Annotated in this window: 16 protein-coding genes; 2 read left to right on the top strand and 14 right to left on the bottom strand. The window is 71.6% G+C overall.

The features are described 5' to 3' along the window. Positions 1–191 precede the first annotated feature (191 nt). The 7 genes from IF22_RS0107375 to IF22_RS0107345 all read right to left on the bottom strand — a co-directional run bounded on the left by IF22_RS0107375 (position 192) and on the right by IF22_RS0107345 (position 8,007). Positions 192–2,324: a RecQ family ATP-dependent DNA helicase gene (locus IF22_RS0107375; RefSeq protein WP_030329789.1), complete on the bottom strand. Its 2,133-nt coding sequence runs from the start codon at positions 2,322–2,324 to the stop codon at positions 192–194. 109 nt (positions 2,325–2,433) lie between these two features. Next, entirely contained in the window at positions 2,434–3,180 is a 747-nt protein-coding gene (locus IF22_RS0107370; protein WP_030329788.1) for an SDR family NAD(P)-dependent oxidoreductase, read from the bottom strand. Between the two features lie 105 nt (positions 3,181–3,285). Continuing rightward, positions 3,286–4,395, bottom strand: coding sequence for a branched-chain amino acid ABC transporter permease (locus IF22_RS0107365; RefSeq protein WP_030329787.1), 1,110 nt, complete (start codon positions 4,393–4,395; stop codon positions 3,286–3,288). After that, on the bottom strand, positions 4,392–5,282 hold the full coding sequence (locus IF22_RS0107360; RefSeq protein ID WP_030329786.1) for a branched-chain amino acid ABC transporter permease: 891 nt from the start codon (positions 5,280–5,282) through the stop codon (positions 4,392–4,394). Before IF22_RS0107360 ends, IF22_RS0107365 begins: the two co-directional genes overlap by 4 nt. Further along, positions 5,282–6,061: an ABC transporter ATP-binding protein gene (locus IF22_RS0107355; protein WP_036411002.1), complete on the bottom strand. Its 780-nt coding sequence runs from the start codon at positions 6,059–6,061 to the stop codon at positions 5,282–5,284. Before IF22_RS0107355 ends, IF22_RS0107360 begins: the two co-directional genes overlap by 1 nt. Next, positions 6,061–6,804, bottom strand: coding sequence for an ABC transporter ATP-binding protein (locus IF22_RS0107350; RefSeq protein WP_030329784.1), 744 nt, complete (start codon positions 6,802–6,804; stop codon positions 6,061–6,063). Before IF22_RS0107350 ends, IF22_RS0107355 begins: the two co-directional genes overlap by 1 nt. A 3-nt stretch (positions 6,805–6,807) precedes the next feature. Next, positions 6,808–8,007: a substrate-binding domain-containing protein gene (locus tag IF22_RS0107345; RefSeq protein WP_030329783.1), complete on the bottom strand. Its 1,200-nt coding sequence runs from the start codon at positions 8,005–8,007 to the stop codon at positions 6,808–6,810. Positions 8,008–8,347: 340 nt separating this feature from the next. Between IF22_RS0107345 and IF22_RS0107340 the strand changes: the two genes are divergently transcribed. Continuing rightward, positions 8,348–9,682, top strand: a complete 1,335-nt coding sequence (locus tag IF22_RS0107340; protein ID WP_030329782.1) for a TrkH family potassium uptake protein — start codon at positions 8,348–8,350, stop codon at positions 9,680–9,682. Positions 9,683–9,699: 17 nt separating this feature from the next. Further along, positions 9,700–10,368, top strand: a complete 669-nt coding sequence (locus tag IF22_RS0107335; protein WP_030329781.1) for a potassium channel family protein — start codon at positions 9,700–9,702, stop codon at positions 10,366–10,368. 60 nt (positions 10,369–10,428) lie between these two features. Here the strand turns inward: IF22_RS0107335 and IF22_RS0107330 are convergent, their stop codons facing one another. From IF22_RS0107330 to IF22_RS0107300, 7 genes are all read right to left on the bottom strand, one after another. Next, positions 10,429–12,066, bottom strand: a complete 1,638-nt coding sequence (locus tag IF22_RS0107330) for a serine/threonine-protein kinase (RefSeq protein WP_030329780.1) — start codon at positions 12,064–12,066, stop codon at positions 10,429–10,431. Positions 12,067–12,136: 70 nt separating this feature from the next. Beyond that, positions 12,137–13,699, bottom strand: coding sequence for a fused MFS/spermidine synthase (locus tag IF22_RS0107325; RefSeq protein WP_030329779.1), 1,563 nt, complete (start codon positions 13,697–13,699; stop codon positions 12,137–12,139). A 36-nt stretch (positions 13,700–13,735) separates the two neighbouring features. Beyond that, positions 13,736–14,752, bottom strand: a complete 1,017-nt coding sequence (locus IF22_RS0107320) for a coiled-coil domain-containing protein (protein ID WP_030329778.1) — start codon at positions 14,750–14,752, stop codon at positions 13,736–13,738. 180 nt (positions 14,753–14,932) lie between these two features. Further along, the gene (locus IF22_RS0107315; protein ID WP_030329777.1) at positions 14,933–15,736 is read right to left on the bottom strand and encodes an inositol monophosphatase family protein; all 804 of its coding nucleotides are present in this window, start codon (positions 15,734–15,736) and stop codon (positions 14,933–14,935) included. Further along, entirely contained in the window at positions 15,729–16,181 is a 453-nt protein-coding gene (locus tag IF22_RS0107310) for a response regulator (protein WP_030329776.1), read from the bottom strand. The genes IF22_RS0107315 and IF22_RS0107310 overlap by 8 nt, the downstream gene beginning before the upstream one ends. Beyond that, entirely contained in the window at positions 16,178–17,911 is a 1,734-nt protein-coding gene (locus IF22_RS0107305; RefSeq protein WP_030329775.1) for a sensor histidine kinase, read from the bottom strand. Before IF22_RS0107305 ends, IF22_RS0107310 begins: the two co-directional genes overlap by 4 nt. Next, positions 17,908–19,107 (bottom strand): PP2C family protein-serine/threonine phosphatase, encoded by a 1,200-nt coding sequence (locus tag IF22_RS0107300; RefSeq protein ID WP_051708243.1) that lies wholly within the window; start codon positions 19,105–19,107, stop codon positions 17,908–17,910. Before IF22_RS0107300 ends, IF22_RS0107305 begins: the two co-directional genes overlap by 4 nt. Positions 19,108–19,363 lie beyond the last annotated feature (256 nt).

The raw sequence follows: 19,363 nt of genomic DNA, 5'->3' as shown, positions 1-19,363 counted from the left end.
CGCCGGCGGCAGGGCCAGGCCGACGCCCGGACGGCGTGGCGACTGTCGCATTCACCGGTGCCCGGGAACTTTCCGCCGCCCGACCGGGCGGAGCTGCGCCATCGACCCCGCGGCACCGCCTGCCGCCACCGGCGACGGCGGCAGCAGCGGCGGTGGCAGCGGCAGCACCGGTAGCGGCAGCGGCAGCGGGGTCAGCCGGCCACGGCGAGGGCGAGCGGGAGCACGTCGGTCGCGCCGGCCCGGCGCAGCGCGCGGGCCACCAGCGTCATCGTCCAGCCCGAGTCGATCAGGTCGTCGACGAGCAGCACCGGGCCGTCCAGCCCGGCCAGCGCGTCGGCCAGGTCGGTCGGCACGGTGAAGGTGTCGTGCAGCGCGCGTACCCGTTGGGCGCTGTTGCCGCGCGGCCCGGCCGGGCCGCCGGGGCCGGCCGTGGTGACCTCGCCGAGCAGCGGCAGCCGGCCCACGGTGGCGATCCGGTCGGCGAGCGAGCCGAGCAGCCGGGGCCGCCGTCGGGAGCCGACGGCTACCACCGCCACCGGCCGGCGGGGCCACGGGTCGTCGCCGTGCGCCCACGCCTTCAGCACCTCCACCACCGCACCGGCGACGTCGTCGGGCACCGGCGTGTCGGGTGCGTCCGGGCCGACGAGGTCACGCAGCCGACCACCCCAGCCCAGGTCGGAGAGGCGCCCGACGGACCGGCCCGGCAGCGCCTGCTCGGCGGGGGCGATCCGGCCCTTGAGGGGTACGCCGACCGCGTCGAGCCCGGTCGGCCAGAGCTTCTTCGGGGCGATCTCCACACCGGGGCGGCCCAGGAAGGTCTGCGCGGCGGCGAGCGCGGCCGTCGACACGTCGGCGGTGAAGAGGGGGTCGGCGCACCTGTCGCACCGGCCGCAGTCGGCCGCCCCGGTGTCGTCCAGGCGTTCCCGTAGATACCGCATCCGGCAGTCGGACGTGGTCGCGTACTCCCGCATGGCCTGTTGCTCGACGGTGCGCGCCTCGGCGACGCGGCGCAACCGGGCCTCGTCGTAGACCCACGGCTCGCCGGTGGCGAGCCACCCACCGCGCACCCGGCGGACCGCGCCGTCCACGTCGAGCACCTTGAGCATCAGCTCCAGCCGGGCCCGGCGCAGGTCGACGAGGGGTTCGAGGGCCTGGGTGGAGAGCGGACGGTCGGTGTGCAGGGCGGCCAGCACGGCGCGGACCTGCTGCTCCGGTGGGAACGCCAGCGAGGCGAAGTAGCGCCAGATGGCGGCGTCCTCGACGCCGGGCAGCAGCAGCACCTCGGCGTGCTCGACGGCGCGGCCGGCGCGGCCGACCTGCTGGTAGTACGCGATGGGCGAGGGTGGTGCGCCGAGGTGGACGACGAAGCCCAGGTCGGGCTTGTCGAAGCCCATGCCGAGGGCGCTGGTCGCCACCAACGCCTTGATCTTGTTGTCGAGCAGGTCCTGTTCGGCGGCCCGCCGGTCGGCGTCGTCGGACTGCCCGCTGTAGGAGGCGACCGGGTAGCCCCGGGAGCGCAGGAACTCGGCGGTCTCCCCCGCTGCCGCCACTGTCAGCGTGTAGATGATGCCCGAGCCGGGGAGCTGGTCCAGGTGGTCGGCGAGCCAGGCCAGCCGATGTGCGGGGCTGGGCAGGTCGAGCACCCCGAGGCGCAGCGACTCGCGGTCGAGCGTGCCGCGCAGGATGAGGGCGTCGCCCAACTGCTCGGCCACGTCCTGGGTGACCCGGGCGTTGGCGGTGGCGGTGGTCGCCAGCACGGGGGTGCGGTCGGGCAGCTCGGCGAGGAACGTCCGCAGCCGCCGGTAGTCGGGCCGGAAGTCGTGCCCCCAGTCGGAGACGCAGTGTGCCTCGTCGACCACCAGCAGGCCGGTGGTGGCGGCCAACTTCGGCAGGACGCCGTCGCGGAAGTCCGGGTTGTTGAGCCGTTCCGGGCTGATCAGCAGCACGTCCACCGCGCCGGTCTGGATCTCGGCGGTGATCTCGTCCCACTCGTCGAGGTTGGCCGAGTTGATCGTGCGGGCCCGGATGCCGGCCCGGGCGGCCGCCTCGACCTGGTTGCGCATCAGGGCCAGCAGCGGCGAGACGATGACTGTCGGCCCGGCCTGGTCGCCGTGCTCGTGGTCCCGGAGCAGGGCGGTGGCCACGAAGTAGACAGCGGACTTACCCCAGCCGGTCCGCTGGACGCACAGCACCCGTCGCCGGTCGACGACCAGTGCCTCGATGGCGCGCCACTGATCCTCGCGCAGCCGGGCGTGGTCACCGGCCAGCCGGCGCAGCACCGCCTCGGCCCGCTCCCGTACGCCTGCCCGCTCTGCTGTCTCCACCCGGCATTTCTACCAGCGCCGTCCGTCATCACCCTGTTGATCAAGAGGTTTGCGTCATTCCGGGCTGGATCCTGACGCATTTCTCTTGATCAACAGGGGATGGGCCCGGTCAGCGGCCGAGGACCGAGCCGCCGTTCACGCCCAGGACCTGACCCGTGACGAAACCGGCCGACGGGCTGGCGAGATAGCGGACCGCTTCGGCGATGTCGTCCGGCAGCCCGGCCCGCCCGACCAGGGTCGCCGCCACCCGCTTCGCGTGCCCCTCGGCGGTCATCCGGTCACCGAAGAACTCGGTCTCGGCGACGTAGCCGGGGCTGACCACGTTGACGGTGATCTGCTCCGGACCGAGCTGCGCCGCCAGGTCGTACGCCCAGCCGTGCAGGGCCGCCTTCGCCGCCGAGTACGGCCCACCGCCGCCCCGCTGCGCGGAGATCGAGCTGATGAGGATCACCCGCCCGCCGGGTCGACGCAGAGCCGGGCGCAGCGCCTCGGTCAGCAGCACCGCGGTGAGCACGTTGGCGTCCAGGTTGGCCCGCCAGTACGCGGCCGTCCCGGCCAGCGTGTCGGTGTCCCCGCTCAGGTAGCCGCCAGCGTTGTTGACCACCACGTCGACCGGCCGACCGTCGACCGCCGCCAGGACCCGGTCCAGCTGCTCCGGGTCGGTCAGGTCCGCGGTCACGGCGGTGACGGCGTCCGGCCGACCGCATTCGGCGGCGATCCGCGCAGCGGCATCCGCCAACACGTCGGCCCGCCGCCCGACGATCAGCACGTCGTACCCATCCCGGGCGAGCGCCCCCGCCACCGCCGCCCCGATCCCGGTCCCGCCCCCGCTGACAACCGCAACCCGCGAGTCCATCTCCCCTACCTCCCCATCCGCAGCACCTCGTCGATCATGAAGTTATCGCCATCCGCCACGGCGTGTCATGGCCACAACTTCATGATCGACGAGCAGGAGGTGGGGTTAGCGGGGGGAGCGGGGGCGGAGGGAGCGGGTGAGGTGGGACAGGCGGGGGGCCAGGCTGGTTATGCCGCCGGGGAAGAAGTAGACGGCCAGGATGAAGACCGTGCCCAGGACGAAGAGCGGCTGACTCAACGGACGGCTGAGAACGGCCGGCAGGTTGTCCACCGCGTCGCTGGTGCCGAACGCGGTGAGACGGTGGTCCAGGTACATGTACAGGACACCGCCGAGCACCGGCCCCCACCGGGTGCCCGGCCCGCCGAGCACCACCATCACCAGCAGCGACAGGGTCAGCTCGGACGACGTGATGTGCGGCGACGCGCCGCCGACGATCAGGACGTAGACCACCCCGCCCGCCGACGCCAAGCCGCCGGCCAGGGTGAACGCCACCAGCTTGTAGCGGTACGGGTCCAGCCCGAGCACACCGATCCGCCGCTCGTCGTCGCGCAGCCCGGCGAGCACCCGCCCGGTCGGCGACCCGCTCACCCGGTGCACCACGAAGACCACAAGCGTCAGGTACGCCAGTGCCAGCCAGTACAGATTGACCGTGTTGGTCACCCCCACCAGCCCGGCGGGCAACCCGGACACGTCCAGCGGCAGGCCCTCCTCGCCGCCGGTCAGCCCACCGAAGTCGCGGGCCACCAGGATGGCCCCGACCTGGGCGAACGCGAGGGTGACCATGGCGAACGCGATGCCCACGGTCCGCAGCGCCACCGCGCCGAGCAGCGCGGCGAGGATGGTGCCGCCGGTGATCGTCAGCAACGCCGCCTGCCACAGCGGCAGACCGGCCCGGGTGACGAGAATGTCGGTGCCGTAGACGCCGGCCGCGAAGTAGAGCGCGTGCCCGAAGGAGAGCATCCCGGTACGGCCGAAGAGCAGGTCGTACCCGGCCGCCAACCCGCCGAAGATCAGGCAGATGGCGAGCAGTTGCAGGGTGCCCGGCGAGTTGACCGGCCCCTCGAAGATCCCGGGCAGGGAGATCGTGGAGTACGGCAGGATGGCCAGCACCACCAGCGCTACCAGCGGCAGGAACGGCCGGACCCGGTGCCACCGCCCCCGCTGCGGACTCAGTTCGTCGGGCACCTGCGCCCGAGGCGCGTCGATCACCGTCATGCCGTTGCCACCTTTCCGGCGATGCCCTGTGGGCGGAGCAGCAGCACGACGGCCAGCAGCCCGACCACGCAGATGTCGCCCAGCCCGGACGTGCCGTAGTAGTTGACGAACTGCTGCACCAGCCCGACCACGACCGACGCGTACGCGGAGCCGACCACCGAGCCCATCCCGCCGATCACCACCACGATGAACGCGAAGATCAGCAGTGAGCCGCCCTGCCCGGGCGACACGGTGCCGAAGTAGACCCCGCCGAGCGCGCCGGCGAGCGCCGCCGCCGCCCCACCGATCGCGAAGACCAGCGTGAACGCCTTGCGGACGTCGATGCCCAGCGCGGTGACCATCTCCCGGTTCTCCACCCCGGCCCTGATCACCAGGCCGTACCGGGTCCAGCGCAGGAACGCCAGGATCGCACCGAGCACCAGCACCGCCGCGATGATCAGCAGCAGGCCACCGTTGGGCACCTGCGCGCCGAGGATCCCGGTCACCTGCCGGGTCCAGTCCGGACGTGGGAACGGCCGGGCGTCGGCACCCCAGGTGGCCTGCAACAACGCCACCCCGGCCAGGGACAGGCCGACGGTGACCAGCACCTGCTCGATGGTGCGGGAGTACAACGGGCGGATCAGCACCAGCTCGACCAGGATCGCCACCAGCGTGCCGGCGGCCACCCCGAAGGCGACAGCGAACACGAAGCCGAACCCGTCCGGGCCGGCGCCCGGCAGGTTGCCCGCCGCCCACCAGGTGCCGTACGCGCCCACACCGAGGAACAGCCCGTGCGCGAAGTTCAACACGTCGGCCAGGCCGAAGACCAGGGACAGACCGGAGGCGACCAGGAAGTACAGCGCCGCCAGGCCCAGCCCGGTCAACGTCAACAGGATCACGGTCCCCATCAGAGCTGGTCCTTCCTCGCGACTGCGGGGCTCGCAAGCTCACTCCTCGCGCTCGGCGTGGACACCTCCGCCGAGCCGACACCGAGCAACGACTTCGTCAACGCGGTCTCCAACAGCAGCTCGTGGGCGTCGCCGGTCCAGGCGACCTTTCCGGCGGCCAACACCACCGCGTCGCGGGCCAGTCGACGGACCACTGCCAGGTTCTGCTCGACGAGCAGCACCGGCACCGACTCAGCGACCCGTTCCAACACCTCGGCCACCTCGGTCACCACCTTCGGGGCCAACCCCTTGGTCGGCTCGTCGACGAGCAGCAGCCGGTTGTCGTTGAGCAGCACCCGGCCGATGGCGAGCATCTGCTGCTGCCCTCCGGAGAGCGAACCGGCCCGTTGCCGTCCGCGCCGGTCCAGCTCCGGGAAGAGCGCGAAAACCTTGTCGTACGCCGGGGTGGTGCCGCGCCGCTCGGCGAGCCGCAGGTTCTCGGCGACGGTGAGGCCGGCGAACACGCAGCGGTCCTCGGGCACGTAGCCGAGCCCACCGCGGACCAGCCGGTGCGTGGGCCGGGCCAGCAGGCTCTGCGCACCCATCCGGATGGTGCCGCGCACCTCCCCGGTGGGTGGGGTGAGGCCGACGATCGCGCGCAGAGTGGTGGTCTTGCCGACGCCGTTGCGGCCGAGCAGGACGGTCACGCCGGTCGGGGCGACAGTGAAGGACACCCCCTGGAGGATGTGCAGCCCGGAGATCCGGACCGACAGGTCCTCCACACTGAGAACGGGTTCCATTAGAGCGACTCCCCCAGGTAGGCCTCTTGCACAGTGGGGTTGGCCATCACCGTCTCCGGGGTGTCGCAGGCCAGCAGCGCGCCGTGGTGCATGACGGCGATGCGGTCGGCCAACTCCAGGATGACGTCCATGTGGTGCTCGACCATCAGCACCGCCCGGCCGCCGTCGCCGGTCAACGACTTGATGACGGCGACCAGTTCGGGCACGTCCTCGGCGCTGACCCCGGCCATCGGCTCGTCCAGCAGCATCACCCGCGGTTCACCGGCGAGCAGCAGGGCGATCTCCAACTTGCGCTTCTCACCATGGGCCAGGGTGCCGGCGAGGGCCGTACCCCGGTGGGCGAGGCCGACCCGGTCGAGCGCCGCGTCGGCGGCGGCGGCGACCTCCCGGTCGGCCGCCGCCCGCCGCCACAGTGCCATCGAACCCCCGCGGTGCGCCTGCACGGCGAGCCGGACGTTCTCCCGCACGCTCAGCGAGCCGAAGACCGAGGACGCCTGGAAGGTACGACCCAGGCCGAGGCGGGCCCGCCGGTGCGGCGCGAGCGCGCCGATGTCCTGCCCGTCCAGGGTGACCCGGCCCTCCGTGGCCCGACGCAGGCCGGTGATCAGGTTGAACAGTGAGGTTTTGCCGGCGCCGTTCGGCCCGATCACGCCCAGGAACTCCCCGGGCGCGAGGTCGAGGTAGACGCTGTCGACGATGGCGACCTCACCGATCCGCCAGGTCAGACCACGGGTGGCGAGCATGGATCAGCCCTTCATCGCCACGGCCGGCGGCGCCGACTCGTCACCGGTGAGGCTCTTCTGCGCGGTCGCCGTGAAGTCGGTGCCGCTGCCGGTGAGCTTGGCCTGGAACATCGGCTGGAGCAGAGCGTGGTCGGCGGCGCGGATGGTCATCTTGCCCTTGACCCCGTCGAAGCTCCAGCCCTCCAGCGCGGTGACCATCTTGTCGACGTCGTCCCCGCCCTCCTGCGCCGCGCGGACCACCATCTGGGCGGCGGCGAAACCGTCCGGGTGGAACAGGTCGATGGTGTTCACCTTGGCCTTGAGCGCCTTGCTGGCCTCGGTGTCGCTGGCGCCGTCGAAGTAGTGCGACAGGAAGGAGATCTTCGCGCCGGCGGCGCCGAAGGTCGGCCACGAGGCGCGGATGTCCAGGCCGGTGACGACAGTGGTGGACGAGAGCACGCCCTGCTGGTCGAGGGTCTGCCACATGGCCGGGGCGGTGGTGCCGGCCCAGGCGACGAAGAGCAGGTCGGGCTTGGCCGCCTTGATCTGGCTGGCGAACGGGGTGAACTCGGTGGCGCTGGCCGGGGCCCGGACGCTGCTCACTGTGGCACCGGCGCTACCGATGACGGCCTTGACGGCCGCCTCGTTGGCGTCGCCGAACGCGCCGTCCTGGGCGAAGACCACCACCTTCTTGCCGGTCGGGTCGCCGATGAACGACTTGGCGGTCACCACGTCCTGGTAGGACTGCCGGCCGGAGCGGAACGTGTACTTGTTCGCACCGGTCACCGCGTCGGTGGCGGCCGGGCCGGAGATGAACAGAACCTTGTTCTGCGCCGCGATCGGCGCGACCTGGAGCGCCACGCCGGAGGCGGTGGAACCGGCGATGATCTTCGTGCCCTTACCGATCAGGTCCTTTGCCGCGGAGACCGCCTTGGCGGGGTCTCCCGCGTCGTCGACCTCGGTCACCTCGATCTTCCGGTCACCGACCTTGCCGGTGCCCTCGGTGGCGAAGTCCAGCCCCGCCTTGAACCCCTCGATGTACTGCTTTCCGTAGCTGGCCAGGGCTCCCGACTGGGAGTACACCAGGCCGACCTTGACCGGCGCGGCACTGTCGCCGCCGCCGGTGGCGGTGTCCTGCGGGCTGCCACAGGCCGTGGCGGCCAACGCCGCGGCCATCATCGTGGCGGCGGAGAGGAACACCCGCCGCGTCGTCCGGACCGTCATTGCGACTCCACATGAGGACTCGGAGGGAGAGAACTTCTTTGTGACGGCCCACGCTAGAAGTGACGTCACCCACGAGCTATGTGGCGGAAACACACAAGTAACAGGAATGAGGTGGCCAAGGGTTACAACGGCCTGCACTACCAGCCGGGAGCCCACGTCCTCGATGGCCCGAACCTCCACGGACCACCCGAACCGTGTGTCGCCCCGCGCCATTCGCCCCATTCGGCCGCCGCCGGGCCCGTCGTGGTTCGTGCCGGGCGGGCGGCGTCGGCGGGGGCAGGTGAATCTCCGGAATGTCCGTTCCCGCTCCAGAGACGTGGGCGGACAGGAAGATTGTCTGGTGCGCCGGTTTCTCCGCAATCCCGTGCGGCTGGTGCCGTTCGCGTTCCTGGTGCCGATCCTGTTCGGGACCGGGTTGCTCATGGCCCGCTGGGCAACAGTCGAGCACCAGCACGCGCCAGTGGTCACCGCGCTCTTCACCGCCACCTCGGCCGTGTCGGTCACCGGCATGGCGATCACTGACACGCCGAACTACTGGTCCGGCTGGGGCCTGGTGGTGATCACCCTGCTCACCCAGCTCGGCGGCCTCGGCATCCTCACCGTCGCGGCGCTGGTCATCCTGGTGGTCTCCCGTCAACTCGGGCTGCGCAACCGGTTGCTGGTGCAGGCCGAGACGGCGGAGTTCGGCATCGCCGAGGTGGGCCGGTTGCTCCGCCGGATCGCGCTGACCGTCTTCGCCTGCGAGGCGGTGATGACAGTGCTGGTCACCGGTCGGCTCTGGCTGGCCTACGACTACTCGTTCGGGCAGGCCCTCTGGTCAGGTGTCTTCCACGCCGTGCAGGCGTTCAACAACGGTGGCTTCGCGCTCTACACCGACGGCCTGCTGGCCTTCAGCCGTGACCCATGGGTGTCGCTACCCCTGGCGCTCGGCGCGATCATCGGCGGTCTCGGGTTTCCCGCGCTGTTCGAGGCGGTCCGCGAGTGGCGGCAGCCGACGCGCTGGGCGGTGGCGACGAAGTTGACCATCTGGGGCAGCGTGGTGCTGCTGCTGGTCGGCTTCGCGGGCCTGCTCGCCGCCGAGTGGACCAACACGGACACGATCGGCCAGTACGACGCGGCCGGCAAGGTCCTGGCGTCGTTCACCCAGATCGCGCTGAGCCGCACCGGCGGCTTCAGCGTCCTGGACATCGCCGCCCTCCAGGAGGAGACCTATCCCCTGCTGATCGTGTTGATGTTCATCGGCGGCGGCAGCGCCAGCACGGCCGGAGGCATCAAGGTCTCCACGTTCTTCCTGCTGGCGTTCACCATCTGGGCGGAACTGCGGGGGGAGCCCGACGTGACGATCGGGCACCGGCGGGGGGCCACCGCGAGCCAACGGCAGGCGGTCACGGTGGCGCTGCTCAGTGTCGCATTGGTGACGGCCGGAACCATGCTGTTGCTGCTGCTCACCGAGGGCGTCCGCTTCGTCTCGGCCCTGTTCGAGGTCACCAGCGCGTTCAGCACCACCGGCCTGACCACCGGCCTGGCGGCCGACCTGCCGGCCGGTGGCCAACTGGTGCTGACAGTGCTGATGTTCATCGGCCGGGTCGGGACGCTCACCCTGGGGTCGGCGATCGCCCTGAACACCCGACGCCGGCTCTACCGCTATCCACAGGAGCAACCAATTGTCGGCTAGCAGGCGGGAGGTCCGAGGTGTCGGCTAGACAGGCGGACAACGGCGGCATCGTGGTGATCGGGCTGGGTCGGTTCGGTTGCCACCTGGCCGGGTCGCTGAGCCGGATGAACCGTGAGGTGTTGGCCATCGACCGCAGCCCGGAGAAGGTGCAGCGCTGGTCGGCGCAGCTCGACCGGGTGGTTCAGGCAGACTCGACCGAGGACGGTGCGCTGCGGCAACTGGGCATCACCGGTTTCGGACGGGCCGTGGTGGCCATCGGGGCCTCGGTGGAGGCGAGCGTGCTCACCGTGTTGGCGCTGGTCGAGCTGGGTGTGCCGCAGATCTGGGCCCGAGCCACCTCGCAGAAGCACGCCAAGATCCTGGCGTCGGTGGGCGCGCACCACGTGATCTTCCCGGAGGCCGAGACCGGGGACCGGGTCGCCCACCTGATCGTGAGCCGGTTGCTCGACTTCATCGAGTTCGACGACGACTTCGCGATCGCCACCGTCCGGGTGCCCGAATCCCTGGTCGGGCGCACCCTGATCGACCTGAGACCGGAGGAGCGCTACGGGATACGCGTGGTCGGCGCCAAGCTGCCGGGCGAACGCTTCCGGTACACCTCCGACGACACCACGCTTCCGCAGGGCGGGGTGCTCATCGTCGAGGGCGGAATCGACCAGGTGCAGCGGTTCGCGGGGCTGCGCTGACCGGTCAGGTGTCGCGGCCGTGGCCCTTGGTGACCTTCACCGGGTGGCCACCGGGGTCCTTCAGCCTTTTCCCGGACCACCCCCGCCCTTCCCCTTGCCCGGCTTCGCGGGAGCCTTCGGCGGCTTCGCCTTCGTCGCGCCGCCGCCCGAACCGCCACCGCTGCGTACCGTCGTCTTCTTCGGCGGAGCCTTCGCCGTGGTGGCCGCCTTGGTCGGCGCGACGGTGACGGGCATGCTGCCGGCCACCCCGGAGACACGCACCCCACAGGTCGTGTCACCGAGCCGGAACTCGACAGGCAGCGGATTCGCGCCGCTGTACTTCCCGGTGAGGGTGAGCTTCTCGGCGGCGCCGGGCGCCAGCGTGGTGCGCTGCGCCGCCGGTCGGATCAGCACGGTCCTCCCCTGCTGCTGCACCGGCGTCGGATCCGCCTTCGTCACCGTCTGCTGGCCGGGGAACGTGAAGCTCATCGTCCAGTCCCGCAACTCCTGCTTGCCACTGTTGGTCAGGGTCAGCTCGGCGGCGAAGTCCTTGCCGGAGTCGCTGCGCAGCGCGTACGCCACCTCGCAGGGCACCGTCGTCGGCAGACCCATCCGCGCCTCGGTGGTCGGCCGGTCCCCACCACTGGCCGGGCTGCGCGAGGTGAACCCCCACATCGCCCCGGTGACCGCGATCAGCCCGACGGCGGCCACCCCGGCCTCCACCCGCCGACGACGCCGGTGCCCCCGCCGGGCCCGGTTGCGGGTCCGCGACAACGGCAACGCGTCGGTCGCCGCGGACCAGGGCAGGATCGTGGTGCCCGCGCTGGCCAGCGTCTCCGGGTCCACCGTTCCGGCGGCCGGCGAGACCGGCACCGCCGCGAGCATCCCGGCCGACTCGGCGAGGGTCCGGGCCAGCTCGGCGGTCGGCGGGCGGTCACCGGGCTGCTTGGCCAGGCACCGCCGGACCAGGTCGGTCACCTCGTCCGGCAGGCCCGGCACCGGGGGCATCGGGTCCGGGTCGTTGTACATGTGGGCGCGCAGCATCTGGGTGGTGGTGCTGGCCTGCCACGGCAGCCGGCCGGTGAGCATCCGGTAGAGCAGCAGCCCCACGGCGTACACGTCGGTGGCCGGGGAGACCTGGCCGTTGTCCAGCCGTTCCGGGGCGAGGTACGCGGGAGTGCCCAACAGCGCGCCGTCCGGGCCCTTCTCGCTCTCCCCGACGAGCGCGGAGATGCCGAAGTCGACCACCTTCACCCCGGTCGAGGTGAGCATGACGTTGCCCGGGGTCACGTCGCGGTGCACCACACCGCGGGCGTGCGCGGTGGCCAGCGCCGAGCTGACCTCGGCGCCGATGGTCACCGCCTCCCGCCACGACAGCCGGCTCTCCCGGCCCAACCGGGTGGCCAGCGAACCGCCGTCGACCAGCTCCATCACGACGTACGGCACGGTCAGCCCGACCTGCTGGGACTCGCCGTAGTCGTACACGTTCGTGATGTTGGGGTGACAGAGCCGCGCGGCGGCCTGCGCCTCGATCCGGATGCGGTGGCGGAACGCCCGATCGCTGGCCAGCCGGGAGGCCAGCACCTTCACCGCGACCTGGCGGCCGAGCACCTCGTCGTAGCCACGCCAGACCACCGACATCCCGCCCGCGCCGAGCTGCTCGATCAGCCGGTACCGCTCATCGAGCAGCTGCGCGCCGTTCCGGTCCCCACCACCCATGGTGAGCGTTGTTGCCCAGGAACGCTTCACCTACACCTGGACGATCGGAATCGGTCAGGATGTCACCCGTTCAGGCGGTGGCCAGCAGTTGGTCCACCGGGGCGTAGTCGTCGGTCAACACCATCGCCGTACCGACGAAGTCCGTCAACGCCGCGCCGCTGAGCAGGCTGACCTTCGGGTCCACCTCGTCCAACCGAGCCCGGACGGCCTCCAGTGGCAGCGGCGCGTCGGAGCCGACGATGAGGAAGTTCGCGCCCTGCTCCTCGGCGAGCGCCTCCGGCGGCGCGATCAACGCGACGTGCCTGAACTCGGCGGCCACCGTGGCCAGCTCGGCGCGGATGAACCGCAGCGGCGGGTAGTCGATGACGTTCTGCACGTACACGCCGCCGGGGCGGGTCACTCGGCGGACGTCGGCGGCCATCTCCCGGGTGGCCAGGTGCCAGGGCACCACCAGGTGCCCGAAGGCGTCACCGACCACCAGGTCACGACTGTCGGTCGGCTCGCCGGCGACCAGCATCCGGGCGTCGCCCACCACCGCCCGCAGCTGCGACCCCGGCCGTACGCCAAGCTCCTGCTCACCCAGCTCGACCAGCCCACCGTCGATCTCGAACACCAGGTTGTCGGAGCCCGGTCGGGTGGCGGTCAGGTAGCGCGGCACCGTGAAGCCACCGCCGCCCAGGTGCAGCGCGTCCAGGCGCTGACCGGCCGGCGTGGCGACGTCGGCGACCGCGCCGATCCACTTCGTGTACGCGTACTCCAGGTGCTTCGGGTCGGCGAGGTCCACGTACGAGTGCTGGGCGGAGTTGAGCAGCAACGTCCGCCCGCTGGGCCGGGCCGGGTCCGCTGTGACCCGGGCGCAGTGGTACGCCGTCTCGATGTCGCACGGGTTGGGTGCCACGGTGCTCAGACCCGCCCCGACCAGGCCGAGCACGGCCAGCGCGGCCCGGGCCCGGGCCGGACCGGGCAGCTCGGTGGGCTCCTGCCGCCGCAGGTACCAGCCGAGGCCGATGCCGACCAGCCCGAGCGCGAGCGCCAGGGCCAGCAGGATGACGGTGCTGGGCAGGGCGGCGACCAGCACGAACCCGGTGAGCAGGGTTGCGGTGATGCCGCCCAGGGTGCCGATCCCGGAGAGCCGACCGACCACCTGGCCGGTGCGACGCAGGTCGGCGAGCTGGAGTTTCACCACCAACGGGGTGACCGCGGCCAGCAACGCGGCTGGCACGAACACCGCCAGCGCGACGAGCAGCAGGATGCCGCTGGCCGCACCACCGCGCAGCACCTCACCGGCGTACCGGACGACGGGCAGGGTGACAGCTGTGGCGATGCCGGCCAGCACCAACGCCGGCGCCAGCAGACCTCGTGGGTTGCGCCGGTCGGCGAGCCAACCGCCGGACCACGCTCCGTACGCGATCGCGGCCAACGCGATGCCGATCACCGAGCTGGTCACCTGAAGGGTCACCCCGACGTACGGGCCGACCAGGCGCAGCGCGACGGTCTCCAGCACCAGCACGGCACCGCTGGAGAAGAACACCAGGAAGGCGGCCAGGCCGTTGGGCAGCGCCCGGCCGGTTGTCGGCACGGGCGGGGCCGGGTGCGCTGGCAGGGCCGCTACGTCGGACGGTGGGGAGCTCATCGTCGCGATGGTACGCAGCGAAGCTGGTGCTTCGGGTCAGTACATCGAGAGATGAACATGGTTCGTGTGGGACGCCGCCGGTGAGCCGCTACCACTGTACGAGCGCCACCCGGTGCCGGGATGCCAGATCTGCCGATACCAGATCACGTAGAGCACGCCCAGCCGGTCGGCGTTGCGCACGTGCCAGGCGGCCAGGCTGTCCCCGTACGCCTTGTCGCCGCCGGTCGCGTTCTTGTCCTCGAAGCCGTTCGTGGCGGCCGAGAAGTCGCAGGCCCTGCCCTTCGGGTGCTCGCCGCTGCCGCCGCTGCGCTTGCAGGAGACGTGCCGCTTGTAGCCGGCCGCCTGGGTCTGCTTGAGCGCGTTGAGGGTGCGCGGAGTGATGCACCCGGAGGTGGTCGGGTCCTTCACCGAGCAGGACTCCGACGGCCAGGACCCGTCGGAGTTGCGCGGCGCGGGCTTCGCCGAGGCGGAGCTGCCACCGCTGAAACCGTTGCTGCCGCCGGAGCTGACCTCGGCCAGCGCTTCCTCGGCTTCCTTCTTCTTCTTCGCCATCACCGCGAGCTGCTTCTGCTGCTCGCGGACCTCGGCGTCGATGGCGACCTTGGCCTGCTGCGCCTGCTGCCGGGCCTCGGTGAGGTCACGCAGCCGCTTGCTGTCCCGCTGGGCCATCAGGTCGAGGTCACCGGCGCGTTGCAGGAACGCCTCCGGCGTGGCGGTGTTGAGCAGCATCGAGACCGCGCTCAGCCGACCCACCCGGTACGACTGGGCGGCCACCTCACCCACCTGCGCGCTGAGCCCGACCAGCCGACCCTCCAGCGTCGTCAGCTCGCCGTTCAGCGCCGTCTGGCGACGCTTGGAATTGTCCAGTTTGGCCTTCGCCTCGATGTGCCCCCGGGCGGTCAGCTCCAGCGCGTCCTGCAGCTTCTTGCTGCCACCCTCACCCGGCTCCGCGTACGCGGGCGCAACGGCACCGCCGAGCACCAGCGCGACGGCGGCGAGCAGGGCGAACAGAGCGCGGCGACCGAGCCGCGGGCTGAGCCTGGTCCTGGGCACGAAAGCGTCCTTCCGTAGACCGCCGGCCCCCGATTGACACTGCACGGCGACGCCGGTCGGCGGCCTGCTGGCGGAGACCGCCGGTCACGATACCGGACTGCGGGCCGGTGACCAGCCCCCTGACCCTCGGGCTGTCCCGATGTCGACGCAGCGTCCCAACGCGGTCGCGCAGCGCGCCGATCAGGTGGTGAGCAGCGCGTCGTGCACCTCGGCCCAGACCTGCTCGTTGGCCGCCACCAGCAGACCGCGGCCGTCGTCGGCGGGGTGGTAGTCGACGCCGTCGAACCGGCGGGCGACACCCCCGGCGGCCCGGACCAGCAGGGTGCCCGGGGCGTGATCCCAGGGCAGGGTGCGCCAGAAGAGGACGAACTGCTGCTCGCCGGTGAGGATGTCCAGGTACTCCCGACCGGCGCAGTGCAGGCCGGGCAGCAGCTCACCGAGCCGCTGACCGCCCGCGCGGACCCGGTCGCGGGTCTCCGGCGGCAGGAATTTGGTCATCGCCGCCCCGCGCAGCTCGCCGAGCGGCGGCACCGTGCTGTCGACGGGCCGACCGTTGAGCAGGGTGCCCTCGTCCGCCCACCCTGCGGCGAGCGTGTCGGCGAGCGGGTCGAGGATCCAACCGGCGGTCGGCCGACCGTCGCTCAGTAACGACACCATCAGGGCGAACGGGCGGCGACCGGCGGCGAAGTTGGCAGTACCGTCGACCGGGTCGACCAGCCAGACGTCCCCGCCGTCGCGCAGGTGCCGCAGCAACCCCGGGTCGTCGGCGACGCCCTCCTCTCCGACCACCATCGAGCCCGGCCGCAGTCGCCGCAACCCCGCCGAGAGCAGCTCCTCGGCCCGGCGGTCGGCGACGGTGACCACCTCGCCGGGCGCCTTCTCCGACACGTCGTCGTCGTCGAGCTTGCGGAACAGGGGCAGCACGACCTGGTCGGCGGCCTCCCAGAGCAGGTCGCCGACGTCGTCCAGCAGGGTGTCAGCCACGCGGCGGCAGCTTGACCACGCTGACGAAGAACTCGTCGATCTGACGGACCACCGAGATGAAGCGCTCGAAGTCCACCGGCTTGGTCACGTAGGCGTTGGCGTGCAGCTGGTAGCTGCGCAGGATGTCCTCGTCGGCCTGTGAGGTGGTGAGCACCACCACCGGGATCCGCCGCAGGGTCTCGTCCTTCTTGATCTCCTCCAGCACCTCCCGGCCGTCGCGCCGGGGCAGGTTGAGGTCGAGCAGGATCAGGTCGGGCGCCACAGCGTCGGCGTACTGGCCTTCCTGCCGCAGGTAGGCGAGCGCCTCGGCCCCGTCGGAGACGACGGTCAGCCGGTTGCGCAGCTTGTGTTCCTCGAACGCCTCCTGGGTCATCAGCACGTCACCCGGGTCGTCCTCCACGAGCAGGACCTCGATCGGGCTCTTGCCATCCGCCGGCGCGGTCATCCCACCGTCTCCCTCATGTCACCCGTTCTACCGCTTTCCGTCGCCTCGTCGGCCCGGTCCGGCTGGTCCGCCTCGCCCGCCTGCTCCGTCGGCGCTGCCGGAGCCTCGGTCGAGGCCGTCGAGTCGCCCACGGTCAGGGCGTTCGGCTGCGCCGCGGCATCGGCTGCGGCGGCCGCCTCGACGTCCTCGGGGAGTGCCGGCAGGGTGAACCGGATCGCGGTGCCCTCCGGCACGTCGGTGTCCACCCAGACCCGACCGCCGTGGTACTCGACGATCTTCTTGACGATCGCCAACCCGATGCCGGTGCCCGGGTACGCGTCCTTCGAGTGCAGCCGCTGGAAGATCACGAAGATCTTGTCGGCGAACTCCGGCTCGATCCCGATGCCGTTGTCCTGACAGGTGATCTCCCACTCGGCTCCCACCAACCGGGCCGAGATGTGCACCTTCGACGGCACGTCCGGGCGGCGGAACTTGATCGAGTTGCTGACCAGGTTGGCCAGCAGGTTGGTGAGCAGCGGTTCCTCACCCGAGATCACCGGCAGCTCGGACCAGGTCAGCTCGGCGTCGGCGTACTGCCGGGCGGCCTCGGTCTGGCCGGCCACGTCGCCCATCACCTTGTTGAGGTCGACCTCGACGAAGCCGGTGGTGAGTCGCCCGATCCGGGAGAACGCGAGCAGGTCGTTGATCAGGCGCTGCATCCGCTGCGCGCCGTCCACCGCGAAGGCGATGTACTGGTCGGCCCGCTCGTCGAGCTGCCCGGCGTACCGGCGCTGGAGCAGCTGGCAGAAGCTGGCGACCTTGCGCAACGGCTCCTGCAGATCATGGGACGCCACGTACGCGAACTGCTCCAGGTCACGGTTGGACCGGGTCAGCTCCTCGGCCTGCTTCTGGAGCTGGCTGTTGACCCACTCGATGCGCTCGCGGGCGGCCCGGACCTCGGCCAGGTCGGCGGCGATCTTCTGCCGCATCGCGTCGACGTCCTCGCCGAGCCGGACGAACTCCGGCGGGCCGGTGGTGGCGATGCCGTGCTGGTAGTCACCCTCGGCGACCTCGCGGACCTGGTCGGCCAGCCCGATCAGGGGCCGGATGACCATGCGGTCCAGGGAGAGCACCAGCAGCGCCCCGGCCACGACCACCACCAGCGCGGCCACGATCAGGAGGACGACCAGCACGTTGCTGCTGGTGCGCACGTTGGCGGCGGCCTGCTCGCGGGCGGTCAGGATCTCCTCCTGGAGGTCGTTCACCGCCGACCGCACCTGGTCGAACTGCTGCCGGGCCTGTTCGGTGACCAACGCCTGGCCGGCGCGGGTGCCGCTCTGCTCGGTGGTGGTGATCACCGGCTCCGCCACCGACTGCCGCCACTGCGCCGTCTGCTCCTCGACCATCCGCAGCTCGTGGCCGATCTGTGGATAGTCGTCGAGCAGCGTCCGCATCGAGGCGACCACGCTCTTCTCCTGATCCAGCCCTTCCTCGTAGGGGGTCAGGTCGGCCGGGTCGCCGCTGACCGCGTACCCCCGGATCGCCGTCTCCTGGTCGAGGAGCGCGTTGAGCAGCTCCTGCGACTGCACCCGCAACGGACCGGTCTGGTTCAGCACGGCGTCGATCTGGGTGCGGTTGCGGGCGGCCACCGCCGCCTCCGCGCCGGCCAGGCCGATCAGCAACAGGCCCACCACGGTGAGCAGGGTGATCACCCGGCGGCGCAGACTCCAGCCGCCGACAACCGGCTTCACCGGCCACCACCCCGGCTGACCAGCAGCATGGCCACGTCGTCGGCGAGCGGGCCACCGTTGAGCTGCTCGGCCCGGCCGACCAGCCAGGCCGGCAACTCGGGCAGCGACACCGAGCGGCTGGCTGGCTCGCCCAGCAACCCGCTGAGGCCGGGCACGTCGAGCCGTTCGTCGCCGGCATCCACCCGCCCCTCGATCAGGCCGTCGGTGTACATCAGCAGAGACCAGTCATCGGTGTCGAACTCCAGGTCGTAGGCGGTCGGCCGGCGGGGTCGTACGCCCAGCAGCCGGCCGCCGGGGGCGGGCACCGGGGCGACCCGACCGCCGGAGAGCAGCAGCGGTGGCGGGTGCCCGGCCAGTCGGACGGTAGCCCGGTTGGCGTCCAGATCCAGTCTGACGGTGGCCACCGTCGCGAAGATCTCCTGGAGGCGGCGCTCACTCATCAGCACCTGCTCCAGGGCGGGCAGCACCTCGTCGTCCGGCACCCGGGCGAGCACCAGGGCCCGCCAGGCCACCCGCAGCTCGACCCCGAGCGCGGCCTCGTCCACCCCGTGCCCGCAGACGTCGCCGACGATCAGGTCGAGGCGGTCCGGGTGCGTCTGCACCACGTCGAAGAAGTCCCCGCCGATCAACGCGGCGTGCCGACCTGGCCGGTAGAAGGTGTGCACCGCCACCTGGTCGGTGGTCATCAGCGGCTGGGGCAGCAGGCCACGTTCGAGGCGGGCCGACTCGGCCTGGCGCAGCTCGACCTCGCGCAGGCGGCGGGCGTTCTCGTCGGCGCGCTTACGCTCCACGGCGTAGCGCAGCGCCCGGGTCAGCAGCACCCCGTCGACCTGGCCCTTGACCAGGTAGTCCTGTGCGCCCTCGGCGACCGCCACCACGCCCAGGTGCTCGTCGGTGCGGCCGGTCAGCACGCAGACAGCGGCGCCACTGGACATCTCCAGCAGCTGGCGCAACCCGTCCAGGCCCTGTGCGTCCGGCAGGCCCAGGTCGAGCAGGACGCAGTCGACGTCGCCGATCCGCTGCCGGGCCTCCCGGAGGCTGGTGGCGACCAGCAGGTCGATCATCGAGTTCGTCTCGGCGAGCAGCTCACCGACCAGGAAGGCGTCGCCTTCGTCGTCCTCCACCAGCAGCACCCGCAACCGCTCACCCGGCGGCAGGTTGGCGTGCCGCGCCAGGCCACCGTGCGGGTACGGCACAACTGGGGAACCGGCCAAGCCGGCCCCCCGGTGCGGCCGGGTCACCGCCGCGAGACGCGGGAGTTCGCTGGTGATGTCGGGCTCCTTCCGAGTGCCCTGCTGATCCTGTATTAGACAACGGTCGCACACAACACGACGCCTGCGGCGCGGGCGGGGATGGGCCGCATCACTGCCCGCCCCGTGACAAACCGGGCGGTTGGTGGACGTCGGGCGACCGGCCGTCCCATCCGCGGCCGTCGACGGGCAGGATGATCCC

It is taken from the genome of Micromonospora parva, assembly GCF_000718515.1.
Lineage (GTDB): Bacteria > Actinomycetota > Actinomycetes > Mycobacteriales > Micromonosporaceae > Micromonospora > Micromonospora parva.
This window is presented reverse-complemented; position numbering and strand designations above follow the sequence as displayed.